19 protein-coding genes are annotated in these 24,244 nt (G+C 70.1%); 12 read left to right on the top strand and 7 right to left on the bottom strand.

Going from position 1 to position 24,244, the window contains the following annotated elements; all coding sequences use genetic code 11:
- Nucleotides 1-26 precede the first annotated feature (26 nt).
- The 4 genes from HNR73_RS03915 to mce all read right to left on the bottom strand — a co-directional run bounded on the left by HNR73_RS03915 (nt 27) and on the right by mce (nt 2,982).
- Entirely contained in the window at nt 27-761 is a 735-nt protein-coding gene (locus HNR73_RS03915; RefSeq protein ID WP_184785880.1) for a 2,3-dihydro-2,3-dihydroxybenzoate dehydrogenase, read from the bottom strand.
- Nucleotides 762-962: 201 nt separating this feature from the next.
- Nucleotides 963-1,550 (bottom strand): 4'-phosphopantetheinyl transferase family protein, encoded by a 588-nt coding sequence (locus HNR73_RS03910; RefSeq protein ID WP_184785879.1) that lies wholly within the window; start codon nt 1,548-1,550, stop codon nt 963-965.
- Nucleotides 1,547-2,554, bottom strand: a complete 1,008-nt coding sequence (locus HNR73_RS03905) for a methyltransferase domain-containing protein (RefSeq protein ID WP_239122013.1) — start codon at nt 2,552-2,554, stop codon at nt 1,547-1,549. Before HNR73_RS03905 ends, HNR73_RS03910 begins: the two co-directional genes overlap by 4 nt.
- Nucleotides 2,551-2,982 carry a methylmalonyl-CoA epimerase gene (gene mce / locus HNR73_RS03900; RefSeq protein ID WP_184785878.1) on the bottom strand — a complete coding sequence of 144 codons (432 nt, stop codon included), beginning with the start codon at nt 2,980-2,982 and terminating at the stop codon, nt 2,551-2,553. The genes HNR73_RS03905 and mce overlap by 4 nt, the downstream gene beginning before the upstream one ends.
- Before the next feature lie 192 nt (nt 2,983-3,174).
- Here mce and HNR73_RS03895 point away from each other — a divergent pair, with 192 nt between their 5' ends.
- Both HNR73_RS03895 and meaB read left to right on the top strand, forming a co-directional pair.
- Entirely contained in the window at nt 3,175-4,359 is a 1,185-nt protein-coding gene (locus tag HNR73_RS03895) for an acetyl-CoA C-acetyltransferase (RefSeq protein ID WP_184785877.1), read from the top strand.
- Nucleotides 4,356-5,282 (top strand): methylmalonyl Co-A mutase-associated GTPase MeaB, encoded by a 927-nt coding sequence (gene meaB, locus HNR73_RS03890; protein ID WP_184785876.1) that lies wholly within the window; start codon nt 4,356-4,358, stop codon nt 5,280-5,282. The genes HNR73_RS03895 and meaB overlap by 4 nt, the downstream gene beginning before the upstream one ends.
- Before the next feature lie 44 nt (nt 5,283-5,326).
- Here meaB and HNR73_RS03885 read toward each other — a convergent pair whose 3' ends face one another.
- Complete coding sequence (locus HNR73_RS03885) at nt 5,327-6,949, bottom strand: DHA2 family efflux MFS transporter permease subunit (protein WP_184785875.1); 1,623 nt, start codon at nt 6,947-6,949, stop codon at nt 5,327-5,329.
- 106 nt (nt 6,950-7,055) lie between these two features.
- Between HNR73_RS03885 and HNR73_RS03880 the strand changes: the two genes are divergently transcribed.
- Entirely contained in the window at nt 7,056-7,571 is a 516-nt protein-coding gene (locus tag HNR73_RS03880; RefSeq protein WP_184785874.1) for a MarR family winged helix-turn-helix transcriptional regulator, read from the top strand.
- Between the two features lie 6 nt (nt 7,572-7,577).
- On the opposite strand, the gene HNR73_RS03875 is transcribed toward HNR73_RS03880, so the two are convergent.
- Nucleotides 7,578-8,201 (bottom strand): hypothetical protein, encoded by a 624-nt coding sequence (locus HNR73_RS03875; protein ID WP_203685917.1) that lies wholly within the window; start codon nt 8,199-8,201, stop codon nt 7,578-7,580.
- A gap of 217 nt (nt 8,202-8,418) precedes the next feature.
- Between HNR73_RS03875 and HNR73_RS03870 the strand changes: the two genes are divergently transcribed.
- The 6 genes from HNR73_RS03870 to icmA all read left to right on the top strand — a co-directional run bounded on the left by HNR73_RS03870 (nt 8,419) and on the right by icmA (nt 16,105).
- Nucleotides 8,419-11,469: an FtsX-like permease family protein gene (locus HNR73_RS03870; RefSeq protein WP_184785873.1), complete on the top strand. Its 3,051-nt coding sequence runs from the start codon at nt 8,419-8,421 to the stop codon at nt 11,467-11,469.
- Nucleotides 11,466-12,335 (top strand): ABC transporter ATP-binding protein, encoded by an 870-nt coding sequence (locus HNR73_RS03865; protein WP_239122012.1) that lies wholly within the window; start codon nt 11,466-11,468, stop codon nt 12,333-12,335. The genes HNR73_RS03870 and HNR73_RS03865 overlap by 4 nt, the downstream gene beginning before the upstream one ends.
- 5 nt (nt 12,336-12,340) lie before the next feature.
- Nucleotides 12,341-12,997, top strand: a complete 657-nt coding sequence (locus HNR73_RS03860) for an ABC transporter ATP-binding protein (protein ID WP_373316590.1) — start codon at nt 12,341-12,343, stop codon at nt 12,995-12,997.
- Nucleotides 12,998-13,132: 135 nt separating this feature from the next.
- Nucleotides 13,133-14,002 (top strand): helix-turn-helix domain-containing protein, encoded by an 870-nt coding sequence (locus tag HNR73_RS03855; protein WP_184785871.1) that lies wholly within the window; start codon nt 13,133-13,135, stop codon nt 14,000-14,002.
- Nucleotides 14,003-14,004: 2 nt separating this feature from the next.
- Nucleotides 14,005-14,214, top strand: a complete 210-nt coding sequence (locus HNR73_RS03850) for a DUF397 domain-containing protein (protein WP_184785870.1) — start codon at nt 14,005-14,007, stop codon at nt 14,212-14,214.
- Nucleotides 14,215-14,371: 157 nt separating this feature from the next.
- A complete protein-coding gene (icmA, locus tag HNR73_RS03845; protein ID WP_184785869.1) occupies nt 14,372-16,105 on the top strand; it encodes a coenzyme B12-dependent isobutyryl-CoA mutase large subunit in 1,734 nt (577 codons plus the stop codon).
- Nucleotides 16,106-16,146: 41 nt separating this feature from the next.
- Here the strand turns inward: icmA and HNR73_RS03840 are convergent, their stop codons facing one another.
- The gene (locus HNR73_RS03840) at nt 16,147-18,195 is read right to left on the bottom strand and encodes an N-6 DNA methylase (RefSeq protein ID WP_184785868.1); all 2,049 of its coding nucleotides are present in this window, start codon (nt 18,193-18,195) and stop codon (nt 16,147-16,149) included.
- Between the two features lie 158 nt (nt 18,196-18,353).
- Here HNR73_RS03840 and HNR73_RS03835 point away from each other — a divergent pair, with 158 nt between their 5' ends.
- The 3 genes from HNR73_RS03835 to HNR73_RS03825 are packed head-to-tail and all read left to right on the top strand — an operon-like array spanning nt 18,354 to nt 24,233.
- Complete coding sequence (locus HNR73_RS03835; RefSeq protein WP_184785867.1) at nt 18,354-19,886, top strand: PD-(D/E)XK nuclease family protein; 1,533 nt, start codon at nt 18,354-18,356, stop codon at nt 19,884-19,886.
- Entirely contained in the window at nt 19,883-20,965 is a 1,083-nt protein-coding gene (locus HNR73_RS03830) for a restriction endonuclease-related protein (protein WP_184785866.1), read from the top strand. The genes HNR73_RS03835 and HNR73_RS03830 overlap by 4 nt, the downstream gene beginning before the upstream one ends.
- Nucleotides 20,958-24,233 (top strand): pPIWI_RE_Z domain-containing protein, encoded by a 3,276-nt coding sequence (locus HNR73_RS03825; RefSeq protein ID WP_184785865.1) that lies wholly within the window; start codon nt 20,958-20,960, stop codon nt 24,231-24,233. The genes HNR73_RS03830 and HNR73_RS03825 overlap by 8 nt, the downstream gene beginning before the upstream one ends.
- Nucleotides 24,234-24,244 lie beyond the last annotated feature (11 nt).

Here is a 24,244-nt window from a genome sequence, read left to right as displayed (position 1 = left end):
TGCTGAGGGGATGGGGGTCGGCGCCGTCAGCGGAGGGTCGCGCCGCCGTCGACGTAGAGGTCCTGCATGGTGATGTGCCGTGCGGCGTCGGAGGCCAGGAAGCACACGGCCTCGGCGATGTCCTCCGGGTCGGCGATCCGGCCGAGGGGGATGCCGACCTTGAAGGCGGCGGGGTCTCCGGCGATGACGGCGTCGGGCCCGCGGTCCTCCGTCCACAGCGCGCGCTGCATCGGGGTGTCGGTCGAGCCGGGGGAGACGATGTTGCAGCGGATGCCGTGGGTGGCCAGTTCCAGTCCCAGGCAACGGGTGTAGTGCGCGGCGGCGGCCTTGCTGGCGGCGTAGGCGGCCATCCCCGCACGCGGGACCCCGGCGGCGTTCGAGCCGACGGTCACGATGGCGCCCCGGCGGCGGGGGACCATGTGCCGGGCGACGGCCCGCGAGAGGTGCATGACGCCGGTGGCGTTGACGGCGAACAGATCCGCCCAGTCCTCATCGGACAGTTCGAGGGCCGGGCCGGTGCGCAGGATCCCGGCGACGCTGACCAGCAGCGAGATCGGCCCGATCTCGTCCTCGACGGCGGCCACGGCGGTGTCGACGGCCCGCGTGTCGGTGACATCGGTGTCGTACCAGGCGATGTCGGGTTCGGGCTTGCTCCGGTCGAGACCGGCGACGACGTGCCCGCTCGCGGTGAGGGCCTCGGCGACGGCGGCGCCGATCCCTCCCGCCACTCCGGTGACCACGGCGATGCCGTGCGTGTCCACGGTTGACCTCCCCAGTTGAAACTGAGGTTAGGCTAGCCTAAAAAAGTCACGATGTGAAAGAGGGTCGCGACAAAGTGAATGGGGAGCATCGTCCACAGGCGCTCGGTTATCCACAGGGAGTGGCGTTCATGTTCGCCACCCTTGCCTGAGCTCGCGCTACGGTCGAAATTAGGGCGGAGGCCGGGAGGCCCCTGGGGCGATTCACGTTCGGCGCGGCTCCCCCGCCACCCCCAGCACCGCCGCCTCGCCCGCGACCGCTTCGGTCCGCAGATCCCAGCCGCGCCAGGCGAAGCCGCCCTCGCCGGTGACCACCGAGAGGTCCACGGAGGCCAGCTCGTCCAGCCGCGTGGCGCCGACCTTGATCAGCGATTCCTTGAGCACCCAGCGATGCAGCCGCAGCAGCGGCCCCGCCGCGCGCTCTGCCGGGGCGAGCACCTCGTCGGGAACCGCGGAGCCGACGCCTTCGATGTCGACTCCGACCGGCGTCCGCGACGCCGCCGCCGCGACGAAGCCGCGCGTGTGCGACAGCGACACGTGCACGCCGTCGTGTCCTTCGATGAAGGGCCGCCCGTGGTCGTCTTTGCGACAGTCCGGGCAGCGCTGCCCCAGCACCAGCCCGCTCGCGGGCACCCCGAGAAGCTCGGCCGCGCACTCGCGGACCAGGGCGTGCGCGGCGAGGTAGGCGAGCCGGTCGGCGCCGAAACGGAAGCGGGCGGCCTTCTCCCGCTCCAGCGCGGTGAAGGCGAGGTCGGCGGTGACCGGCCCCGCGACCGCCCACCGCACGATCACCGGCCCGACCGCCGCGACGTCACCACGTAGGCCGAGGGGTGCGCGCCGGGACGCGTGAACTCGATCTCCTTGACGACCCGCAGCCCGTGCGTGCGCTGCACCGACTGGGTGAACAGCCGCTTGTCCTCGGTCAGCAGCACCGCCCGGCCTTTCGGGCGCAGGACCCGCCGCAGTTCCCGCAGCATCAGCGGGTAGAGGCGCTGGTTGTCGGCGTGCGAACCGATCCGCTTGCCGAAGGGGAGGTTCGCCACGACCCGGTCGACGCTCGCGTCGGGCAGCGGGAGCATCGTCGCGTCGGCCATCAGCGCCAGGCCCGGCACGCGACGGGCCGCGAGGTTCTCCTGCGAGGCCATCGCCCAGCGGTCGCGCAGGTCCCCGCCGAGCAGCACGCCCGGGTCGGCCATCTGACCCGCCGTGACCAGCAGCGTCCCGGCGCCGCAGCACGGGTCGAGGACGACCTGGCCGGGCTCGATCTTGGCCAGCCGCACCATCACGGCCGCGACGACCGGGTTGGTCGAGGCCGGCGCGCGCGTCAGCTCGCCGAAGCGGCGCGGATAGAACAGCGGCCCGAGTTCGGCGATCAACCCCTGGTCGTGGTCGATGTTGACCGCCCAGTCGCCCGAATCGTTCACCCACCCGTACTTCTCGACGAGCCGGTCGCGCAGCTCCCAGCGCTCCTCGCCGACCGGCGCGACCCGGAACCGCACGGGCCCCGTCAGCGCCGACACGGCACCGCCGGGCGCCGAAACGCGCGCGTCGACGTCGTCGAGCACGACCGCGCAGGTCGCGAAGTAGCGGATCGAGGCCAGTTCCCGCAGCGGGCCCGACCAGTCCACGACCAGCCCGTCCGGCCGCCGCGCGACCACCACCGCCCCCGGCAGCGCCCGCAGGTCCTCGAACAGGTAGTCGACCGCGCCCGGAACCGTCCGCAGCAGCAGCCGGTCGGTCACGTCCCGGTCGCCGTCCACGCCGCGCAGGACGGCGGTCCCCCTCGTATGCGTCACGTAGCCGGTTGTACCAGCTCCACCAGAACGCCCCCCGCGTCGGCCGGGTGCACGAAGTTCACGCGCGAGTTCGAGGTGCCCCGGCGCGGCTCGTCGTAGATGAGACGAACGCCACGTTCACGCAGGCCCGCGCAGGCCGCGTCGATGTCGGCGACCGTGTAGGCCAGCTGCTGCATGCCCGGGCCGCGCTTGGCGATGAACTTCCCGATCGTCGAGTCCGGCGACAGCGGCGCCAGGAGCTGGATCATGGAATCCCCCTCACCGATGCGCAGCATGGCCTCGCGAACGCCCTGCTCGGCGTTCTCCTCGGTGTGCACGCACGTCGCGCCGAACGTGCCCTCGTAGAAGGCCACGGCCTCGTCCAGATCGGCCACGGCGATGCCGACGTGATCGATCCGCAGCAGCCCGACGGGGGTGAGCGTTGCCATGTGACGCCTCCTTCGCTCCGTTGCGCGGAGCCTACCGGTGAGTAATGTGGAAGTGGCCGTTGTGCGGCTGTGACGACGTGGTGAGAACCACGCTCCCGGCGTGGAGCGGGCCGATCACGCGGATAGTCTGGCCCAGAGGCCGGCGACCCCGGCCACGGCGTCCACTCCGCACCACCCCAGACCGGAGGCGTAATGAGCAACGTCATCGTGCACGGCGCACGCACCCCGATCGGCAGGCTGCTCGGCGCCTTCGCCGACCTGCCCGCCACCACCCTCGGCGGCGTCGCGATCAAGGCCGCGCTGGAACGCGCCGGCGTCGCGCCCGAGCAGGTCGACTACGTGATCATGGGACAGGTCCTCCAGGCCGGCCAGGGACAGATCCCGGCCCGCCAGGCCGCCGTCAAGGCCGGCATCCCCATGCACGTACCCGCCCTCGGCATCAACAAGGTGTGCCTGTCGGGCCTCAACGCCATCGCGCTCGCCGACCAGCTGATCCGCGCCGGTGAGGTCGAGATCGTCGTCGCCGGCGGCATGGAGTCGATGACCGGTGCCCCGCACCTCCTCCAGGGCCAGCGCAAGGGCTACAAGTACGGCGACGTGACCCTCGCCGACCACATGGCTCTCGACGGCCTCACCGACGCCTACGACAACATCCCCATGGGCGAGTCGACCGAGCACCACAACACCCGCCTGGGCATCGGCCGCGCGGAGCAGGACGAGTTCGCCGCGCGCAGCCACCAGCTCGCCGCCGCCGCCCAGAAGAACGGCTTCTTCGACGACGAGATCACCCCCGTCGAGATCCCGCAGCGCAAGGGGGACCCGATCGTCGTCCGCGCCGACGAGGGCATCCGCGCCGACACGACCGTCGAGGTCCTGTCCCGGCTGCGTCCCTCCTTCACCAAGGACGGCACGATCACCGCCGGCAACGCCTCCTCGATCAACGACGGCGCCGCCGCCGTGGTCGTCATGTCGAAGGCCAAGGCCGAGGAACTGGGCCTGACCTGGCTCGTCGAGATCGGCGCGCACGGCTCGGTCGCCGGTCCCGACAACTCGCTGCACTCGCAGCCCGCCAACGCCATCAAGAAGGCCCTCGACAAGGAGGGCATCACCGCCGCCGACCTGTCGATCGTCGAGATCAACGAGGCCTTCGCCTCCGTCGGCCTCCAGTCGACCGCCGAACTCGGTGTCGACCCGGCCGTCGTCAACCCGCAGGGCGGCGCCATCGCCCTCGGTCACCCGATCGGCGCCTCCGGCGCCCGTCTCGCACTGTCCCTGGCGCTCCAGCTCCGCCGCGCCGGTGGCGGCGTCGGCGCGGCCGCGCTGTGCGGTGGCGGCGGGCAGGGTGACGCCCTGATCCTGAAGGCCCCCAAAGCGTGAGCGAAGTGGACCAGCTCGTCGACCGGGCCCGGCGCGGTGACCACCGCGCCGTGGCCCGGCTCGTCACGGTGGTGGAGAACGGCGGTGCGCTCGTCCGCGAGGTCGCCTCGGCGCTCGCTCCCCACGCGGGAAACGCGCAGGTCATCGGCCTGACGGGTTCGCCCGGCGTCGGGAAGTCCACCACGACTACGGCGCTGGTCAGCGCCTACCGCAAGGAGGGCAAGCGGGTCGGGGTCCTGGCCATCGACCCGTCGAGTCCCTTCTCCGGCGGCGCGATCCTCGGCGACCGGGTCCGCATGCAGGAGCATGCGCTCGACCCCGGCGTCTACATCCGGTCGATGTCCTCACGCGGCCACCTCGGCGGCCTCGCCGCGACGACACCGCAGGCCGTGCGCGTCCTCGACGGCGTCGGCTGCGACGTGATCCTGGTCGAGACGGTCGGCGTGGGGCAGGCCGAGGTCGACATCGCCAGCCTCGCCGACACGACCCTGGTGCTGCTCGCACCGGGCATGGGCGACGGGATCCAGGCGGTCAAGGCCGGCATCCTGGAGATCGCCGACGTCTTCGTCATCAACAAGGCCGACCGCGACGGCGCCGACCACACCATGCGCGACATCCGCTCGATGATGGCCCTGGTCACCCGCGAACCGCACGAATGGCGCCAGCCGATCGTCAAGACCGTCGCGCACAAGGCCGAAGGGCTCGACGAGCTCCTCGACGCGATCGACAAGCATCACTCCTGGCTCGACGAGCACGGCGAACTACAGCGGCGGCGGACCGCGCGGGCCTCGGCGGAGATCACCGCGATCGCGCTGGGCCTGCTGCGCGCGAAGCTCGACGTGACCGAGGAACTCGCGGGCGCGGTGGCGACCGGGGAGCTGGACCCGTACGCGGCCGCGGACCGGCTGCTCGGCGAGGCCTAGCCGGAAGGCGTGAGCGGCGGCGAACGCCACCGCCCACGCGCCTCCTAGGGCAGTGCGGGTTCGCGTTCCTCCGCCGTTCGCCCGCCGCGCGTCCCGCTCGGCCGCACCGAGATGAGGAGCGTGGCGAGCAGCCCGACCACCACGAAGGCCGCGGCGACGTACCCGCCGAGCGTGATGCCTTCGGTCATGGCCTCCCGGGCGGCTTCGGCGACACCGGTGGTCGCCGGGTCGGCGGCGAGTGGCGCGATGGCGGCTCCGGCGCTGTCGGTGACCGCGTCGGCGATCGGCCCGGACTGTGCCGGCGGCATTCCGGCGGCGTCGAGCCGGTCGGTCAGCCCGGCGCTCAGGGTCGTGAAGAACATCGTGGTGAGCACCGCGATGCCCAGCGCGGAACCGAGTTGCCGGAAGGCGCTCTGAATCCCCGAGCCCTGCCCGGCGCTGCCTGCCGGGATCTCGGCGAGCACGACATTGGTGACCTGCGCGGTGGCGAAGCCGACCCCGATCCCGTACAGGAACAGCATCGCCGCGACCATCCACCATGGACTGTCGGTGCGCGCGACGGCGGCCAGCCCGGCCAGTCCGGCGACTTCGAGGGCCAGCCCGATGCGCAGCAGGCCCAAGGGCGAGACCTTGGCGGCCATGCCGAAACTCGCCCCGCTGGCGACGAAGCTGCCGATCGCCACGGGCAGCAGCGCCAGCCCGGCCTGCACCGCGCTGTAGTCGAGGGTGAACTGGAGCCAGAGCGGCAGTACCGCGACGATCCCGAACTCGCCGAGGCCGATGATCATGGTGGCGATGTTGCCGTTGCGGAACGAGCCGATCGAGAACAGCCGGACGTCCATCAGCGCCCGGCCGGGGTCGGGGCGCCGGGTGAGCCGGATCTGCCGCCAGACGAAGCCGGTCAGGGCCAGTGCGGCCAGGACGAGCGCGACCGGTACCGGTGAGATTCCGCCGTCCCAGGTGAAGCCGGGCAGCTTCAGCGGCTCCTCGCTGCCGAGCCAGCCGTAGGTGCGCCCTTCGATGAGCCCGAAGGCCAGCAGGCCGAGCCCGAGGACGGACAGGACGGCGCCGAGGGTGTCGACGCGTCCGCGAGTCTTCGGCGACGGCGACAGGAAGGCCAGGCCGCCGACGATGATGAGCACGGCGAGCGGGATGTTGATGCCGAAGGCCCAGCGCCAGGACGCGTGCTCGGAGAGCCAGCCGCCCAGCAGCGGCCCGACCGCGGCCGCGGCGCCGATCGTCGAGCCCCACACGGCGAAGGCCTGGCCGCGCGCCTTGCCGGTGAATGTCGCGTTGAGCAGGGACAGGGAGGTCGGCAGGATCATCGCCGCGCCCGCGCCCTGGAGGAAGCGGGCGAGGACGAGCAGGCCGCCGTCGGGGGACAGTCCGGCCAGCAGGCTCGTCGCGCCGAAGACGACGACGCCGGCCAGGAACACGCGGCGGGCGCCGAGAATGTCCGCGCACCGGCCGACGAGCAGCAGCAGGGCCGCGAAGACGATCGCGTAGGACTCCTGGATCCACTGCGCCTGGGTCGAGTCGACGCCGAGGTCGCCGATGATCGACGGCACGATGACGTTGACGATCGTGGTGTCGACCACGATCAGCGCGACTCCCAGGGCGATGGCGACCAGGCCCAGCCACCTGCGGGCGGGGGATTGCGGGGACATCAATAAACCTCCATGGTGAAGTAATTCCATGGTGAAGGTAGTTTGTGCGACGATAGATTGTCAAAGTCATTCGACACAGATCACACGACCGGGAGGCGGGACCTCGATGGGCGAAGCCGGAGCCGAAGACCACGCGGAACGGCGCGACCGCCTGATGGAGGGCCTGCGCGCCTTCGGCGGGGTCTCCGACGAGTTCGGCCGCCGCTTCGCGGCCTGGCTCGGCCTGCACGCGACCGACGCCGTCGCGCTGCTGGAGATCTACTCGGCCGAGACGCGCGGGCTGCCGCTGTCACCGGCCCGCCTCAGCGAGCGCATCCCGCTGTCCTCCGGAGCGACGACCGCGCTGCTCAACCGCCTCGAACAGGCCGGGCACATCGTCCGCACCCGCGAACACGCCGACAGGCGCGTGGTCACGCTGCGCAGCAGCGCGGAGAGCCAGCGGCGCGCCGACGAGTTCTTCGGCCCCCTCGCCGGCCATCTCGACGCGGTCGTCACCGGCTACCCGCCGGAGCTGCTCGCGCGCTTCGACGAGCTCCTCGGCGACCTGCGCGCGGCCATGGAGGACTTCCTCGTCGGGCACGAGGGCGAAGGCGGGACATGGCCGCCCGAGCGGCCGGGGTAGGCCGTCCTACGGCGTCGCCTCCACCTCATCGAACCCCGCCGCGTCCTCCCCGCTCAGCCGCCGCGACGCCCCACCCTCGAAACGCCACACCGCGTGCTCACACGGCCCGCCCCACTCGCCTTCGGGGTCGAGCGGCTCCCGGCACACCACGTACGCGACGTTGTCGCGCACCTCGATGCGCCACACATCGCCCGGCTCCTCGCCCTCGGCCCCGATCCGGCCGTTGACCACGTGGTCGAAGGTGAACCCCGCGAACCCCACCGGGCGGACCCACGCCTCCTCCACCGGCCCCGACGCGACCGCGCCCGGCTTGAGGAAGTGGTCGATCAGGTAGGCCATCCACTCGGCGGCGTCGTAGAACTTCTCGGCGCCGTTCCAGGCGATGCGCGAACCGTCGGCGCTCGCCTCCCACCGGCACCACAGCCCCGGCTGACCCTCGAAGGGCTTGTTGAAGTCGCGGATGTCGGGATCCCGGCCCTGCCCGGCGTGCCCGGATCCATCCACAAAGTACGGACCCTTCGCGCGATCCATCCGGCGCGTGTTCGAAAACCGTGCCAGGAAGGCGATCTCGGCGGCGTTGAGCGGCGGAACCACCGCCATCGACCCGGTGAACTCCGTCTCGTAACCCATGGCCGGGAGCATCCCACGACCCCGCGACGGCCCGGCCCGGGCGTTTCGCACGCGTTGCCGTTCCACAACAAATCGGAAACACACCGGCCCATTGGGCCGCCGATGCCGGAATCTTGGGGCCAAGCAGAGGCAGTCCGACGGCCCAGGGCCGGGAACGAGGTGCGCGTTGGGCGGGGTCACCGCATCCGGTATCCGACATCGCTTCGGCCGTTCGGCCGTGGTGCTGGGACTGGCCGTCGTCGCCGTGGCCGCGGCCGTGCTCGCGCCCGCCTACACGGCGGCGGCACAGCAGTCGATGCTCACCGACGGCCTGCGCGCGCTGACACCCGCCGCGGCGGGCGTCGTCGTCGGTACCGAAGGCAGCGCCGGATCGCCCGCCTATACACCGATCGGCCAGGCCCACGAGGCCGTCGACGCGTCCCTGGCCGCCTACCCGGCCCTCGACCACGTCCTCGGCTCCGCCATCGGCGCCGTCGACTCCGACGCCGACGGCTCGGCCCGGATGCGCGGCGTCCCCGACGAACCCGTCGTCCGCCTCGCCTACCGCGACGAGGTCTGCGACCACCTCGACCTCGCCGCCGGGGCCTGCCCCGCCGCGCGCGGCGAGGTCATGCTGTCGGAGCGCTCCGCGGTGTGGCAGGGCGTCGAGGTCGGCGAGACCATCACCGTCGACAGTGGACTCCCCGGCGAGCGGGGCACCGACCTCGTCGTCACCGGCCTCTACCGGCCGCCCGCCGAGACCACGCCCTACTGGGGCCGCACCCTCTACTTCGAACAGGGCTACGACGACAAGGGCAACGCCCGCCTCGACACGCTCTTCGTCTCCACCGACGAGGACGTCCGCGCCATCGGCGGCCCCAACGTCGCCGTCACCAGCCGCTTCGAATACCCCCTGATCGCCGACCGCGTCCAGGTGACCGAGGTCGACGGCATGCTCACCGACCTCGGCGACTGGGACACCGCGCTGCTGCTGGAGGACCGCCGACTGGAGACCGGCCTGCCCGGCGCCTTCCGCACCATCGCCACCGACACCGAGGCCATCGCCGCGTCGGTGCCGATCGTGTCGGTCCCGCTGATCCTGCTGTGCTGGTTCGTCCTCTTCGTGGTCGTCGCCAACCTCTCCGCCGCCCGCGGACCCGAGGTCGCCTTGGCCAAACTGCGCGGCTACGGCCGGCCCGCCACCATCTACTTCGGACTTGCCGAGGCGCTCACCCTCATCGTGCTCGCCGCACCGGTCGGCGTCCTCCTCGGACTCGGCCTCGTCGAGGTCACCGCCGTCTACGTGCTCGCCGAGGGCACCCACGTCAGCGTCCCCGGTGAGGTCTTCGGCTACACCCTGATCGCGCTCGCCGGAGCCGCCGTGGCGGCCGCCTTCGGGGCGTGGCGGACGCTCTCGCTGCCCGTCCTCGATCTGCTGCGGCGGGTCCCGCCGCGTCGCGGCTGGAGGATCGGGATCATCGACGGCGTGCTGGCCGCGCTCGGCGCCGTCGCGCTGTACCAGGCCTATGAGGCCCGCGAGGCCGACGGCGGCGGTTCGTCGACGCTGGTGCTGCTCGCGCCGCCGCTGCTGGCGCTGCTGGTCGGCATCGTCGCCGCGCGGGCGCTGACCGCGCTGGCCCGCGCGCGGATGTCCCGATCGGGCGGTCGCGGCGCGGTGACCTCGCTGCTGACCTGGGCGCAGATCGCCCGGCGCCCGGCCATGCGGCAGGTGATCGTGCTGATCACGGTCGCGGTCTCCCTGCTGTCCTTCGCCTCGATCGCCTGGCAGATCGGGGAGCACAACCGCGAACTGGCCGCCGGCGACACCCTCGGCGCCGAGCGGGTGTACGAGGTGACCGCCGCGAACCCGGCCGCGCTCATCGACGCGGTGTCGCGGATCGACCCCGAGGGCGCGTTCGCCATGGGCGTCGCGCGCACCCAGGTCCGTTACGGCGACGGGGTCGTCGGCGTCGTCGCGGTCCAGTCCGACCGGCTCGACGACGTCGCGGTGTGGCGCGACCACGACCGCGACTGGCTCGCCGCGACCGGTGCCGCGCTGCACCCTCCCGGCCCCGGCCCGCTGATGGTGAGCGGGCCGCTGGCCGTCACCGCGAACGTGTCCACTCTGGAGGTCGGCCGGCCCATGAAGCTGGTCGCCCGGGTGGCCAGTCCCGGCGACCAGCCGCAGACGGTCCGCCTGGGGGACTTGACGAAGGGCGAGAAGAGCTACCGGGCCGAGCTGCCCGGCTGCGAGGCCGGATGCCAGCTGATCGGGCTCGGCGTGAGCCGCTTCCCGGGGACCTTCGACGACTTCGAGGTCGAGCTGTCGATCAGCTCGCTCACCGACGGGGACACCGATCTGACGCCGAGCCTGACCACCGAGGGCGCGTGGCGACGGCCCTGGGACCTCACCCCGGAGATCACCATGCGGGTCTCGCCGTCGGCCGGGGGCCTGACGCTGCAGGCCGATTCGAGCGACCCGCGCGACCTGATCGTCGAGCACGCCGCCATCCCGGCGTTCCTTCCGACGATGCTGTCGGGCGAGGTCCCGGCCGATGATCCCTACGCCGTGGACTTCAGCTTTCCCGGCCTGCACGGCAGACCGCAGCCCTTCCACGTCATCGGCAGCGACAAGATAGTGCCGCGCGGTGGAACGAGGGCACTGCTGACCGACCTGTCCTATACCGCGATGCAGGCCGGTTCGAGCGCCGCCGTCGCCGGGATCTCCACGCTGACCTACGAAGTGTGGGCCAACGCCGACGCGCCCCTGGACATCGTGGACCGGCTCGCGGCCCACGGTGTGTCCGTTGTGGACTACGACGACGTGGACTCGCACCTGGAGATATTGGGCCGCAAGGCCCCCGCGCTCGGTCTGCGGCTCTACCTGCTGGCCGGGGGCGCGGCGGTCCTGCTGGCCGTCGGAACGGTCCTGTTCACCGCGCAGTCGGCCTCGGCGGCGCGCGGCTATGAGGTCGCCGCGTTGCGGGTCGCCGGCGTCGGACGCGGGGTCATCCGCGCGAGCATCGCCCGCGAGTACACGATCGTCATCGGAGTGCCCCTGCTCCTCGGCCTGCTCTCCGGGCTCGCCGGGGCGTGGCTGATGCTGCCGACGGTGCCGCTGGTGAGCGCGGGCGGCGACGCGCTGCCGACCGTCTACGACGCCGGAGGGCCGTGGCCGGCGGCGACGCTGACGGTCGCGCTGCTCGGCTTCGCCGCCGCCGTCTGGTTCGCCGTGGGGACCCTGCGCCGCAACGGTCGCGCCGCTCGGCTGAGGGAGGGGGAACAGTGACCGCGAGCTTCAACCACCCCGCGATCGGCGTCACCTGCCGCGGACTGGTCTACATCTACCGGCTCGACGGCTACGACGTCGTCGCACTGTCCGGTGTGGACCTCGACGTGACACCCGGCGAGTCGGTGGCACTGGTCGGCCCGTCCGGATCGGGGAAGTCCACGCTGCTGTCGCTCATGGCCGGACTGCTGCGCCCCGCCGCCGGCCGCCTCAGCGTCGGCGAACGCGACCTCGCCAAGGCCGGAGCCCTTGAACTGCAGCGGATGCGCGCGAGCGATGTCGGCGTCGTCCTCCAGGGCGCGTCGCGCAACCTGCTGCCCTACCTCAGCGCCGAGGACAACATCCGTTTCGCTCAGGGCGGCGTCCCGCGCGACCGGCGCGAGGACATGCCCTCGGCGCGCGAGCTGCTCGAACTCGTCGGCCTGCCCGGCCGCGCGCACGCCGCGAGCCTGCCCAGGGCGCTCGCCCCGGGCGAGCGGCAGCGTCTCGCGGTGGCCGTCGGCGCCGCCAACGGAGCCGGGCTCCTGCTGGCCGACGAGCCGACCTCGCAGCTCGACACCGCCTCGCGCGACGAGGTCCTCGACGCGCTGGAATCGGTGCACCGCAGCGGCCGCACGGTCGTCGTGGTCACCCACGACCCCGACGTCGGCGGGCGGATGGGCCGTACGGTCACGATCCGCGACGGCCGGGTCGGCTCCGAGGGCAGGCGCGGCGAGGACTATCTCGTCGTCGGCCGGGACGGTTCGGTGCACCTGCCGCCGGAGATCCTGCGGCTGCACCCGCCGGGGACGCTGATGCGCGCCGAGGCGGCCCCCGACGGCACGATCCGGCTCGTTCCCACCATCGGCGCCGGGAGGCCGCAGTGAGCACAGTGGACGGTGGCGCGCTCGTCGCCGAGGAACTGCGGGTCACCGCCGGGGAGCACGTGATCCTCGACGGGATCTCCCTGCTGGCCGAACCCGGCCTGGTGCTGGCCGTGACCGGCCCGTCGGGCGCGGGGAAGACGAGTCTCCTGTGGACGCTCACCGGCCTGATGCGCCCGGCGGGCGGGACGGTGACCTTCGCCGGGAACCCGGTCGGCGACCGCGACGACGCCGTGGCCAAGGGGATCGTGCTGATCCCGCAGGACAACGGCGTCGCGGCCAGCCTCACCGCCTACGAGAACATCCAGATCCCGCTGCTGGTAACGGGTTGCCCGGCCGTGGACGCCGACGAGCGCACGGCCGCCGCGCTGGATCGCCTCGACCTCACCGGTCAGGCCGACCAGCTCGTCGAGGAACTGTCCGGCGGACAGCAGCAGCGGGTCGCCATCGCCCGCGGGATCGCCATGCGAGGTACGGTTCTGTTGGCGGACGAGGTGACCAGTGAGCTCGACGCGGCCAACCGGGAGAAGGTCCTGGAGCTCCTGCACGCCGAGGCCTGGCGTGGTGCCGCGGTGGTGTTCGCCACGCACGACCCGGACGCCGCGGCGTCGTGTGACCGTCAACTGCACCTTGTGGACGGTGCGGCCGAGTACATAGGACGGTGACGCATAGCGTACCGTCCTTACCATTTCTGTCGCCTTTGCGACTGTGCGCACATGTTGACCTCCCTGACCTGCGGCGTAAGGTCGGCAACGGCGGCAGTACTCACAGTTCACCCAGATCAGTGGTGGTGATCGCGGATGATCAGTCCTTTGGTGCGACGCATGCGTCTCGGCATGGAGTTGCGCGCCCTCCGGAAGAAAGCGGGTCTCACACACGAGCAACTCGCGCGGAAGGTCGGCCAGGCGCGCATGAAGTTCTCCAGGCTGGAGAACGGCCGCATTCGTCCCGATGTCGGCGACATCATCAAGGTTCTCGACGCCTTCGAAGTGGACGGTGTCGAATGGACCAAGCTCGTCGCGATCGCCAGGGACGCCGCCGATCAGGGCTGGTGGCACCGGATAGCCGAGCAGATGGGCACCAGGCAGGCGATGTACGCCGACCTGGAGGCCGGTGCGGCCACCATCCGGGCCTATGAGCAGAACTTCATTCCCGGACTCCTCCAGACCCGTGCCTACCTCGAATCACGCGACGAGACGGCCGCACTCCTCTCCGGGGGAGGCGGCGTGAATCCGCTCGTGTGGGAGGGCCGCGCGGGGCGGCAGCGGATGCTCCAGCGGCCGGGCGGCACGACCTACGAGGTGATCCTCGACGAGATCGTGCTGCGCAGGCTGTCGGCGCCCGCTCCGGTCATGGCCGAGCAACTGGAGCACATGCTGCGCACCATGAGGGAATCGGACCGCATAACCGTCCGCATTCTCCCCGTGGACGCCGCTGTGCCGGGGTACTCGGTGCCCTGGTCGACGTATTCCATCTTCACCTACCCGGACCCCGAAGATCCCGTGGTGGCCGCAGTGGAGATGTCGGCGGTCGACGAACTGCTCGCGGACCCAGAGCACGTCAACCCGCTCCTCGCTCATTACGAACGTCTCCGTGAGGCCTCGCTATCTACAAAGGACAGTGAGAAGCTGCTCAGTAGCACCGCGCAGCGGTTGACTGACAGGAGGTAACAGTGGGCGGCTATAGGTTCCTAACCTGGCGCAAAGCACGTAAAAGCGGCCAGGGAAACGGCAACTGTGTCGAAGTGGCGTTCGCCGCACCGTATTCGGTGATTGGCGTACGTGACTCCAAGGACCGAGGTGGACCGGTCCTGGAGGCGACCACGGAGACCTGGGCCGGGCTGCTCAACATGATCGATGGTGGGGACCTGAAGAAGCTCTGACCCCATGGTTCGAGCTTCTTCGAAGCCGGCACCCCGGCCCACGGGGTGCCGGCTTCGTACATGTGTCCGGCATGGGAGATCGCGGCCGCGTTAGCGATCGTTAAGGTCGGCGACCTAGGATGGGCTGGGCAGTGCAGCCGTACCGGAAGGAACCCACGTGAACTCCGCCGACATCTCCGCAGGTCGCGACCGCTGGCAGGAGCGATACGACGCCGCGCGCAAGCGCGACGCCGACTTCACCACCCTTTCCGGGCTCGAACTCGAACCGGCCTACGGACCGCCGCGGGACGTCGAGGACCCCCGCATGGACAGGATCGGCTGGCCCGGCGAGTTCCCCTACACCCGTGGTCTCTACCCGACCGGCTACCGCGGCCGCGCGTGGACGATCCGGCAGTTCTCCGGCTTCGGCAACGCCACCCAGACCAACGAGCGCTACAAGATGCTGCTGCGGGCCGGCGGCGGCGGCCTGTCGGTCGCCTTCGACATGCCGACCCTCATGGGCCGCGACTCCGATGACGCCAAGTCCCTCGGCGAGGTCGGGCACTGCGGCGTCGCCATCGACTCCGCCGCCGACATGGAGGTGCTGTTCGACGGCATCGACCTGCAGGGCGTCACCACGTCGATGACCATCTCCGGTCCGGCCGTCCCCGTCTTCTGCATGTACCTCGTCGCCGCCGAACGGCAGGGCGCCGACATCACGAAACTGGACGGAACCCTCCAGACCGACATCTTCAAGGAGTACATCGCCCAGAAGGAATGGCTCTTCGAGCCCGAGCCGCACCTGCGTCTCATCGGCGACCTGATGGCCTACTGCGCCGGGAACATCCCCAGGTACAAGCCCCTGTCCGTTTCCGGGTACCACATCCGGGAAGCGGGCTCGACCGCCGCGCAGGAGCTCGCCTTCACCATCGCCGACGGCTTCGGCTACGTCGAGCTGGGGCTGTCGCGCGGGCTGGACGTCAACGTCTTCGCGCCGGGTCTGAGCTTCTTCTTCGACTCGCACATCGACTTCTTCGAGGAGATCGCGAAGTTCCGCGCCGCCCGCCGCATCTGGGCGCGCTGGCTGCGCGACGTGTACGGAGCGACCAGCGAGAAGGCGCAGTGGATGCGGTTCCACACGCAGACCGCGGGTGTGTCGCTGACGGCGCAGCAGCCGTACAACAACGTCGTGCGCACCGCCGTCGAAGCCCTCGCCGCCGTCCTCGGCGGGACGAACTCCCTGCACACCAACGCCTTGGACGAGACCCTCGCGCTGCCGACCGAGGAGAGCGCCGAGGTCGCGCTGCGGACCCAGGCCGTGCTGATGGAGGAGACGGGCGTCGTCAACGTCGCCGACCCCCTTGGCGGCTCGTGGTACCTGGAAGCCCTCACCGACCGCATCGAGGCCGAGGCCGAGGCGATCTTCCGCAAGATCCTCTCCCTCGGCGGCGAGAAGGGTGAGGACGCCGGAACCGTCGCCCGCGAAGCGATGGCGGCCGGCGGGCACGAGATCGGCCCCGTCACCAGCGGCATCCTGCGCGGCATCGAGGACGGCTGGTTCACCGGTGAGATCGCCGAGGCCGCCTTCGTCTACCAGCAGCGGCTGGAGCGCGGCGAGAAGCGCATCGTCGGCGTCAACTGCCACACCGAGACCGTCGCCCGCGACCTTGACATCCTGCGGGTCTCCCACGAGGTCGAACGCGAACAGGTCCGCATCCTCGCCGGCCGCAAGACGGCGCGCGACTCCGCCACCGTCGACGCCGCCCTCAAGCACCTCGTCGAGATCTCCCGCACCGACGCCAACATGATCCCCGCGATGCTCGACGCCGTCCGCGCCGAGGCGACCCTGGGCGAGATCTGCGACGTGCTGCGCGAGGAGTGGGGGGAGTACCGGGAGCCGGCGCGGTTCTAGAGCTGGCAGCCTGGGGTCAGTCAGTCAGCCTGCCGGCTGGCTCACCCCGCTTTCCCCGCGACCGTCGTCCCAGCTGCCAGCAGTCGGTCACGGGTGGCGTCGGTGTACGTTCGCATGCGGCGTTCGAGAGTTCCAGCAAGCCAGGACAGACGCTGGAGTTCCCTAAAATGAAGCGCCAGCTCGCGTTGCGTTGCAATCTCGGGCAAAGGGACTCGGATGCGGCGGAGGTCCGCCGCAACGTGGATTCCATGTGAGGGGCTTCGGCGTACTTGCCGGTCGGCCGGCTCACCGGCCAGGTACCCGGCCAGGTACCCGGGGTCGAGGATCGCTGCGTCGGTGCGGATGATCACGACATGCGGTCCGAGGTGAGCGCCCAGGTCGTCGTCCGTGGCGAGCCTGGCGTGCAACATGGAAGTGGTGACCGTTGCCAGGACGTCTCCAGGGCGGATGACGGGTGCGTTCGGATCGTCGATCTGAGAAACCGAAGTCGGTGGTTGTGCATCCGAAAGGTCAGCCGGGAGGAGCACCTTCCCACCCGGGCCGCTGGTGGTTGCGGCTCCGGGCTTCCGACGCCGGATCCTGATGATGTCATCGGCTTCGAGTTCACCGAGTTCTCGTGAACCGGCCGACCGGAGGTCCGCGCGGCCCAACCGCGTGTCGCCACTTAGGCCTTCGTTGAGGGCGGACAGAAGTGCGGTCAGTTCGTTGCGGGCGGCATCGCGGGCTTCATCAGGCCATCTTTGCGACGTTGAGATGGTGAGATACCTGGTCGGGGAGAAGTCGACTCGTTCGTCGAGAAGTTCTTTGGCGGGAACGGTGCGGAGGTGGTCGGTGAGTGCCGGATCCTCCGGGTCTGCCTGGAACCTCCTCCATGCCTCCAACGCATCGGTCTCGATCGCTGACCAATCCGGTCCATCGCGTCGTGACCGCTCGGCGAGATCTACCATGAGCACCGGCCTGGGGGCGGTGGTGTGCTCGGTGCTCGGTGCCTGAAGGATCCAGATCTGTGGAGCCGCTGCGGATCCTTCGACCGAACCCCGCGGCAGTGATATGACAGCAGAGATAACGGCCGTTCGCACAAGCTCACGGCGAATGGCGCGGCCAGAGGGTCGTGAAGCCACCCCCGCCGGGAGTAGAACTGCCGCGTGGCCTTCTGGCCGTAGATGCGCCAGTGTGCGCTGTATCCAGGCCAGCTCGGAATCGCGGCTGGACGGGGTACCTAGCGGCCAGGTGAAGCGATCACCGGCGCCTTCAGCGGCCCAGTCGCGGTCGTTGGGGGGTATGACCGTCGCGATGGCTCGTGCCGTCCGGGGGCCGAAGACCTCCCGTCGCAGTGCGTCGACGGCATGAATGTCCATCATGGATGGTGCGGCCCCGGCGAGGGTGAGTCGCAGGGCGGTCAATAGCGCGGCATCAGGATCGCCGACTTGTCCAGCTAGCCGTTTCGCATTGCCGACGGCGGCCAGGAGGACCTCGCCGACGCCACATGACGGATCCAGGAGCATTGCGTTCGCGTCGTCGGAGGCGAGCGCGACAAGAAGTCGCGCGAGAGGCGCCGATGGTGTGTGGGAGCCGGTACGGCGGCCCAGAGTTTTCTCGATCAGTCGGACGGCGATGGTTCTGGGATCAGGGCTGTCGGCCAACGCCAGCGCCGATCTGATGACCGCGTATTCGCTGGTGTGAAGCTGGGCGGGTTCAGGTAGCGAGAGCAGGCCAGGATGCTGTTGGGTGAAGCTGAGCCGAGCTTGACACACGTCTGCGAGCAGTCGTGTGCCCGGGGCGCCGGGGTCGGGCTGAGCCGGCGGGTACAGAAGTGTGAGAACCGCGTGGTTGAGGGCGGCGGCGACCCCGGTGTATTCGGCGGCGGCTGCGACGGCCTGCAACAGTGCGTGCTCTGTTGGGAGGGCGACTGCCTTTCCCTGCTCCCGCAACCACGCTAGAACCTCGTCGAGGTCGAAGCGAGGACTGGACTCCGTGCCTCCAATGGGACGTGGAAAGTCGGCGTGACGCTTGCGCCAGTTGCTGACGGCCGTGGGACGGACGTTCGCGAGGCGCGCGATGTCGGCCGAACTGGCTTCGACGGCGTCCATATGTGCGGCCTCCCGACCTCTCGATGCTGGCGAAATCCTAGGTCATCGATCAAGTCCCCATGGTTCTACCGGGAGGGTATGACGATCATAACCACATGGGTTGACGATATTCACACAGTCTGTGTACTGTCTCCTGTACTTCCAGTCAAGGGGGTCGAATGACGGAGAAGTCTCTGAACCTGTTGCGCCTGTCCACTCGCGAGTTCGGCGCCGAGACCTGCCCGGCGCACCAGCGCCGCCGCCCGGAGTCGCAACTGCCGAAGAGCGGTGAACCGATGCTCATCGGCGAACTCCACACTGCGGTAAAGAAGCGATTCATCAACGGCGAGACGCCGCCGGAGCTGGTCGAGCGGATGCGACGCGTCCGGTCCCTGGGGCCGATCGAGCGACGCTGGCTCTGTTCGGCGGTGGCGCGGTTTCCCGACCCGTTCATCGACGGGTACCGATTGACCGGATTCGAACAGGTTGCTCACGTCCCGCTGGAACGGCGGGAGTTGTACGGCTGGGGACTCTGGGCCTACACGGAGAACTACGACGCCGTGCGCGTCTATCTACCCCGGTACCGGGCTGGTGGTGCGCCCTATCCACGTGAACGCGTGCTCGCGACCGCCTACCTTGGCGCTCAGGGCTTCCCAGGAACCCCTCCGCCTTACGGCACCTGGTACGAGCGGCCCCATCAGCCGCGGGACATTCCCCGGATGCCCGCGCAGGTGGAGGTGGCCGAGTATTACGCCGACACCGGGCGCCTCGAGATCCTCTACCGAGGCTCAGCGGAGCAGACGGAACGGGAGTACCTCGCTCATGGCGCTCGCATGTCCCGCCTGCTGCGCATTGAACCGCTGATCCGGCGACCCGGCGGCGACTGTGACCGCTGCGTTCTGATCGGCGACTGCTCAGCGGTTCCGAAGGTTCCGGGGCTGCTCGGTATTAAGGGGAACGGCAAGGGCCGCCGTACCTGGTCGGCGACCAACGGCCGCAATTTCGGCGCCTGCCCCCGGCGGGATCACCTCTACCGCCGGAATCTTCCTGGCATGGCTCCAGGGACGCGAGAACTGATCGGCCGTGCCGTGGACACGGTTCTCGACGGTCTGCATCGCAGCTCCAGGGCTTGTACTGCCGCTGACCTTCCCGCTAGCCGGGCAGAGTGGTTTCGGGCCGGATACGAACTGGAGCCCGACGCGTCAGATGTTGCCACGGCGATGCTTCGGCAGCACTTGCCCCGCTGCCCTTGGCTGGCCGGGCCGTCGGTGAGGGCGGCCCGGATGGACCGCACAGTGACGGTCTATGACCCGGTCGCCGATGTCGTCGTCCATGCACAGGCCGACCTCCTCTACGAGGAGGACGGCGCGTGGGTGTGGCGAGAACTGAAGACCCGGGAGCGGGTCTGGAACGGCGACCCGCTTCAGTCGCATGATGCGTTGCAGTTGTCCCTCGCGGTCTTGCTGGCCGGAGCGGGGATCGACGGCCGCCGGGTTCGACGGATCGAACTCGAACAGATCACCGTCGACGAACGCGATTTGCACCCGATACCCGTCGATGACGCCGATGTCCTCAGTCGTGCCCGGGAAGTGGTCCACGCGGCCGTCCAAGACTGGTACCACGACCCCACCGACGCGCCGACCCCCGGCCGGGCCTGCGCCTTCTGTCAATACCGGGTGATCTGTCCGGATGCGGCGGAGGGCGGCACATGAGCGATCCAGTGCCGCTCCAGCGCGACCTGCTTCACCTCTTGGCCTCCGCGTTCGTCGACCTGTCCGAGCGCGAAGCCCCCGGAGAACCCGTGTACTCGCTCCAGGTGCAACGCGCGTACAACCTGCTCGTCCTCGCCTGCCTGCGGGCAAAAGTGGAGCCACCGGCGAGCGTGCCCGCCCTCGTACGCCTCGCCGCCACGGCGGCCCCCTCCGAGTGGGGCCTCGGACTGGATCTGTCCGAACTCCTCATCGACCCGGTCACCCGCACCCCGACCGATGCCTGTCGGGAATGGCACCTGCCCTACCCGGACCCACTCGCCGAGCGGCACGAGAACGAGATCATGCTGACCGCGCTGACCCGCTGCCGCGAAGCGGAGGATCCAGGCGCTTATGTGGCGTTCCGGAGGCTGCTCGTTGAGCGTCCGGTGCTGACCGGGGCCGAGCTGGACGATCTGCTCGGTGATTTCGAGCTCTTCCTACTGGCCGATCTCCTGCCGTCGGTGTATCTGCCGGCTACGGCGGCCCATCGTGGGCCGAGCGGGGACTTCGCGATCTGTGCGGGGTGCGGGTGCCTCCTGCGCCCGGCAGCCGGCGGATGGGCCTGCGAGCTCGACCGCTGCCGCGACCGTGGGGCCGCTCGCGTCGGAAGCGCGCTGTCCGCCGCCCGCCGCCCGCACCAGCTGACCGCCCCGATGCGCTTGTTCATCACCGGCCCCGGGCTCGTCGAGATCGACTTGGAACGCCTTCTCACCGGGCTCGGGCTTACGGTGGAGATGTGGCCCGCCTTCGATGCATACGACGTGCGGGTCACCTTCCCTGACGGCACCGTGTGGGCGATCGACGCCAAAGACCGTGCCGACGCTCGGCTCCTGGCACGCACCCTTCCACCTCCGGTGCGCTTGCCCGCCTGGAACCGGTTCTTCCTTGTGGTTCCCGACCGCCGGCTAACGGGCCGGATCGACTACCGCGAACGGTTCCGGCGCCACTGTCGTCCCGAGGTCGCCGCCGAGCTCACCATGTGCGGCGTCACAGAACTCGTCGCTTCGGCGGCTGCCCGGCCGGCGGTGGGACATGCGTGACACCTCGTCCTGGCATGAGCGCGAGGCCAGAAAGCTGCGGCCGGGGTGGCCGAGTGGTGCCGGACTCGCTGTCGCCGAGTATCTCGACACCGAACTCGTGCTCTCGGCTCTCGTTGATCTCCTGCCGCACTGGACGGCCCAGGACGCCTGGGTCTTGCTGACCGGCTATCCGTACGCCCGTGCCTACGAGCCCATGCTTGGTCCGGTCCCGTTGCTACGGCTGTCCCGGCTGCGCTGCTATGTCCAGTCGGTCCGCCGGCGGACGTGGCTGGAGAACCTGGACCGGTACGGGCGACTCCCCGACGGTGTCCGGACCTTCCGGATCGACGACACCGGGCGGCCCTCGCCTTACACAGACCCCGCCAGCCGGGAACGGCACTCCGGCTACCGGGACCTGCTCGACACGGCCCCTCCGCACCGGACCGGGGCATTGAGAATTGCGGGTGTTGGTGAGTACGTGTTCCGGGCCGGTGAGCGGCAGCATGCGGTCCACTTCACCGAGGACCTTCCGCTGCGAGCCGCCGAGCGCCACGACTTCAACGCGCCGGTTCGCGGCGGCGGGAAACCGATCACGGTCACCAAGGACGACCTGCTGTCATGTGCACACGAGATGGACGTGATCGAGGCGGCCGACCCCGAGATCCGGCCCGGGTCCTGGGTTCGGCGGCTAGCCCGGGTAGAGACTTTGGTGCGCGAGCATCCCGGCGCTGTGTTCCAGGAGGACGGGGACTGGGAGTTCACCCTTGCCGGGCTCGTCCACTTGGTCGGCATGGTCGGCGCGGGCAAGAGCACCGTTCGCGACATCCTCGCCTTCTACCTTGTTCGCCGTCTGGGGCTGCGGGTCGGAATCCTCGTCGCCGACGTCGCCGACTCCCTCGACATCACTGACCGTCTCTCGCGCGTCGGCGTGCCGACGGCCCCGATCGTCGGTCGGTCTACGCGGGAACGCCACATCCACCGCCTGCACCGGCGACGCCACACCGCGGGCGAACCCACGATGCTGCACCATGACCACCCTGGGTTCGACTACCTGTCCAGCGCCTGTCCCGCCGACGCACTACGCGGCTTCGAGGGCGCACGGCCGCTTCCGATCAACGACGCCCCTTGCACCGGCCTGGTCAACGCCGACGCCGATCCGCGCACCGGAACCCGACTCGGCTGTCCACTGTGGGCGGACTGCCCACGGCAGCGCGGCGCCCGGCAACTGGTCGACGCCGACGTGTGGGTCGGCAACCCCGCGAGCGCCCTGCACAGCCGTGTCCCGTCCCACCAGATCGACGAGCGAGTCCGCTTCCTGGAGGTCATGGCCCGCCGCTGCGACGTCATCATCGTCGATGAGGCCGACCGGGTCCAGATGGCCTTCGACATCGCCTTCGCCCCGGCCGTGACCCTCTACGGACGGCACGGTGACTCCTGGCTGGACGAGGTCACCAGCCACGGCGTCCGCGAACTCGTCCGGCTGGCCAGGGCACAGTTGTCGAACAGGTTGGTCGAGGACTGGGTCAACGCCGTCGGCACCGCGAACCTGGCCGCCAACCGGGTGTTCGGGCTGCTCCTCAAGGACGAGCGTCTGCGCGAGTGGGCCCGCATCGAGTACTTCAGCGCGTTCACACTCCACCACCGGTTGCTGGCCGACTGGGGTGAGGGGGCCGACGGCCGCGCCGCCCGCGTCTTGAGCGCCTACCGCGACCGCCCGGTCCAGGTAGGTGAAGCCGCCGATGAGGCCCCGGGTGAACAAGAGATCCTCGACCGGCTCTCGAATGTCACCCTCGAACTCCTGTCCTCTGGCCGCACAGACGAGACCACGCGACGTCTGCGCGCTCTCGTGGAGGAACTGGCGGGGCCCGAGCGCGCCGCCGATACCGGCGAGGTCACTCGTCTGGAGTTCACCCTCCTGTTGGCCGCCCTGCACAACCGCCTCAACTTCATCACCTGGTCGTGGCGGGCCGTGGAGTCGATCCTCAACCTGGAGCCCGTCTCCAACGTCCTGTCGCACTACCCCCCGCGCGACTACGAGCCGATCCTCGCCGAGGCGGCGATGGGCAACATCCTCGGCTTCCAGTTCATTCACGACGAACAGCGCGGCGAGCCCGGGGGTGTGCTGCGGTTCTTCCGTTACGAGGGACTCGGGCGGCAGTTGTTGCGCCGTCTCGACGGCTTCTGCGCACTCGACGGGCGTCCCGGGCCCCATGTCCTGCTGATGTCGGCGACGAGCTGGGCGGGAACGTCGACGAGGTATCACCTGGGCGTCCCCGTCACGGTGGTGCTGCGGCCGAACGAGCGGGAACTGTCGGCGATCAGCGCGTCGACCTTCGAGAAGCTGCCGCTGCGTCCTGAGGGTGGGGGACAGGCCATCAGCCTGTCCGGCCAGCGGCCGGAGAACCGCCCGGCCGCCCTGCGGGCGATGCTGAAGAGTCTCGCGGTGCCCCCAGGCGGCCTCGGCGCCGGTGAGTCCAAGTTGGACGCCGAGCTGAGCCTGATCGACGATCTGGACCGCAAACGAATCCTGCTTCTGGTCGGTTCCTACGTCGAGGCCCAGGAGGCCGCCGCCTACCTCAGCGGGCTGCCGGAGTGGCGCGAGCGGATCGTCCAGCTCGTCCCTGACGACGCCGACAACGACCACAGCTGGCTGACCCTGCGGCGCGGTGACGTGGCGCGCTTTCCGGAAGGACAAGGGCAGATCCTCATCGCGCCTCTGCTTGCCGTCGAGCGTGGCCACAACATCGTTCTCGACGACGGGAAGGCCGCCATCGGCTCGGTGCTGTTCCTCGCCCGGCCTCACCCGCGTCCTGATGACATCAATCTGGCGATCCATGCCCTCAACGATTGGACCCTGCGCAAGATCACCGGCAGCGCCTTCGCCGCCGACGCTCGCGCCGCGGGCAGTCCCGACGACGCCGGGCGTGAGTTCCGCAAACAAGCCCGGGTCCAGTGGGGGAGGCTGCTCGCCCGCAAGCTCGCATGGTCGAACCTCGGTCCTGCCGAGCGCGTGGCGTTCACCTGGGACCAGCTGGTGACGATCTGGCAGGTCATCGGTCGCGCCGTTCGCGGCGGCGTGCCGACGCGAGTGGTCTTTGCCGACGCAGCCTTCTTCCCCAGGGAGGCCTACGACTCCGATGCCGACAGTGAGGAGACGAGCCTCCTGGTGAGCATGCGGGCCATTCTCACGCCCTACTTCGACGATCACTCCAGCGTGCCCGCCGGCGACCGGGAGCTGGTGCGCCAGCTGTACCGGCCGCTGTACGAGGCCTTGTCCACCCTCGAATGACCGGAGAACGC

Origin of the sequence: Phytomonospora endophytica, assembly GCF_014202425.1 — a bacterium.
GTDB lineage: Bacteria > Actinomycetota > Actinomycetes > Mycobacteriales > Micromonosporaceae > Phytomonospora > Phytomonospora endophytica.
Note: the sequence above shows the minus strand (reverse complement) of the source record. Positions and strands in the feature narration are given on the sequence as shown.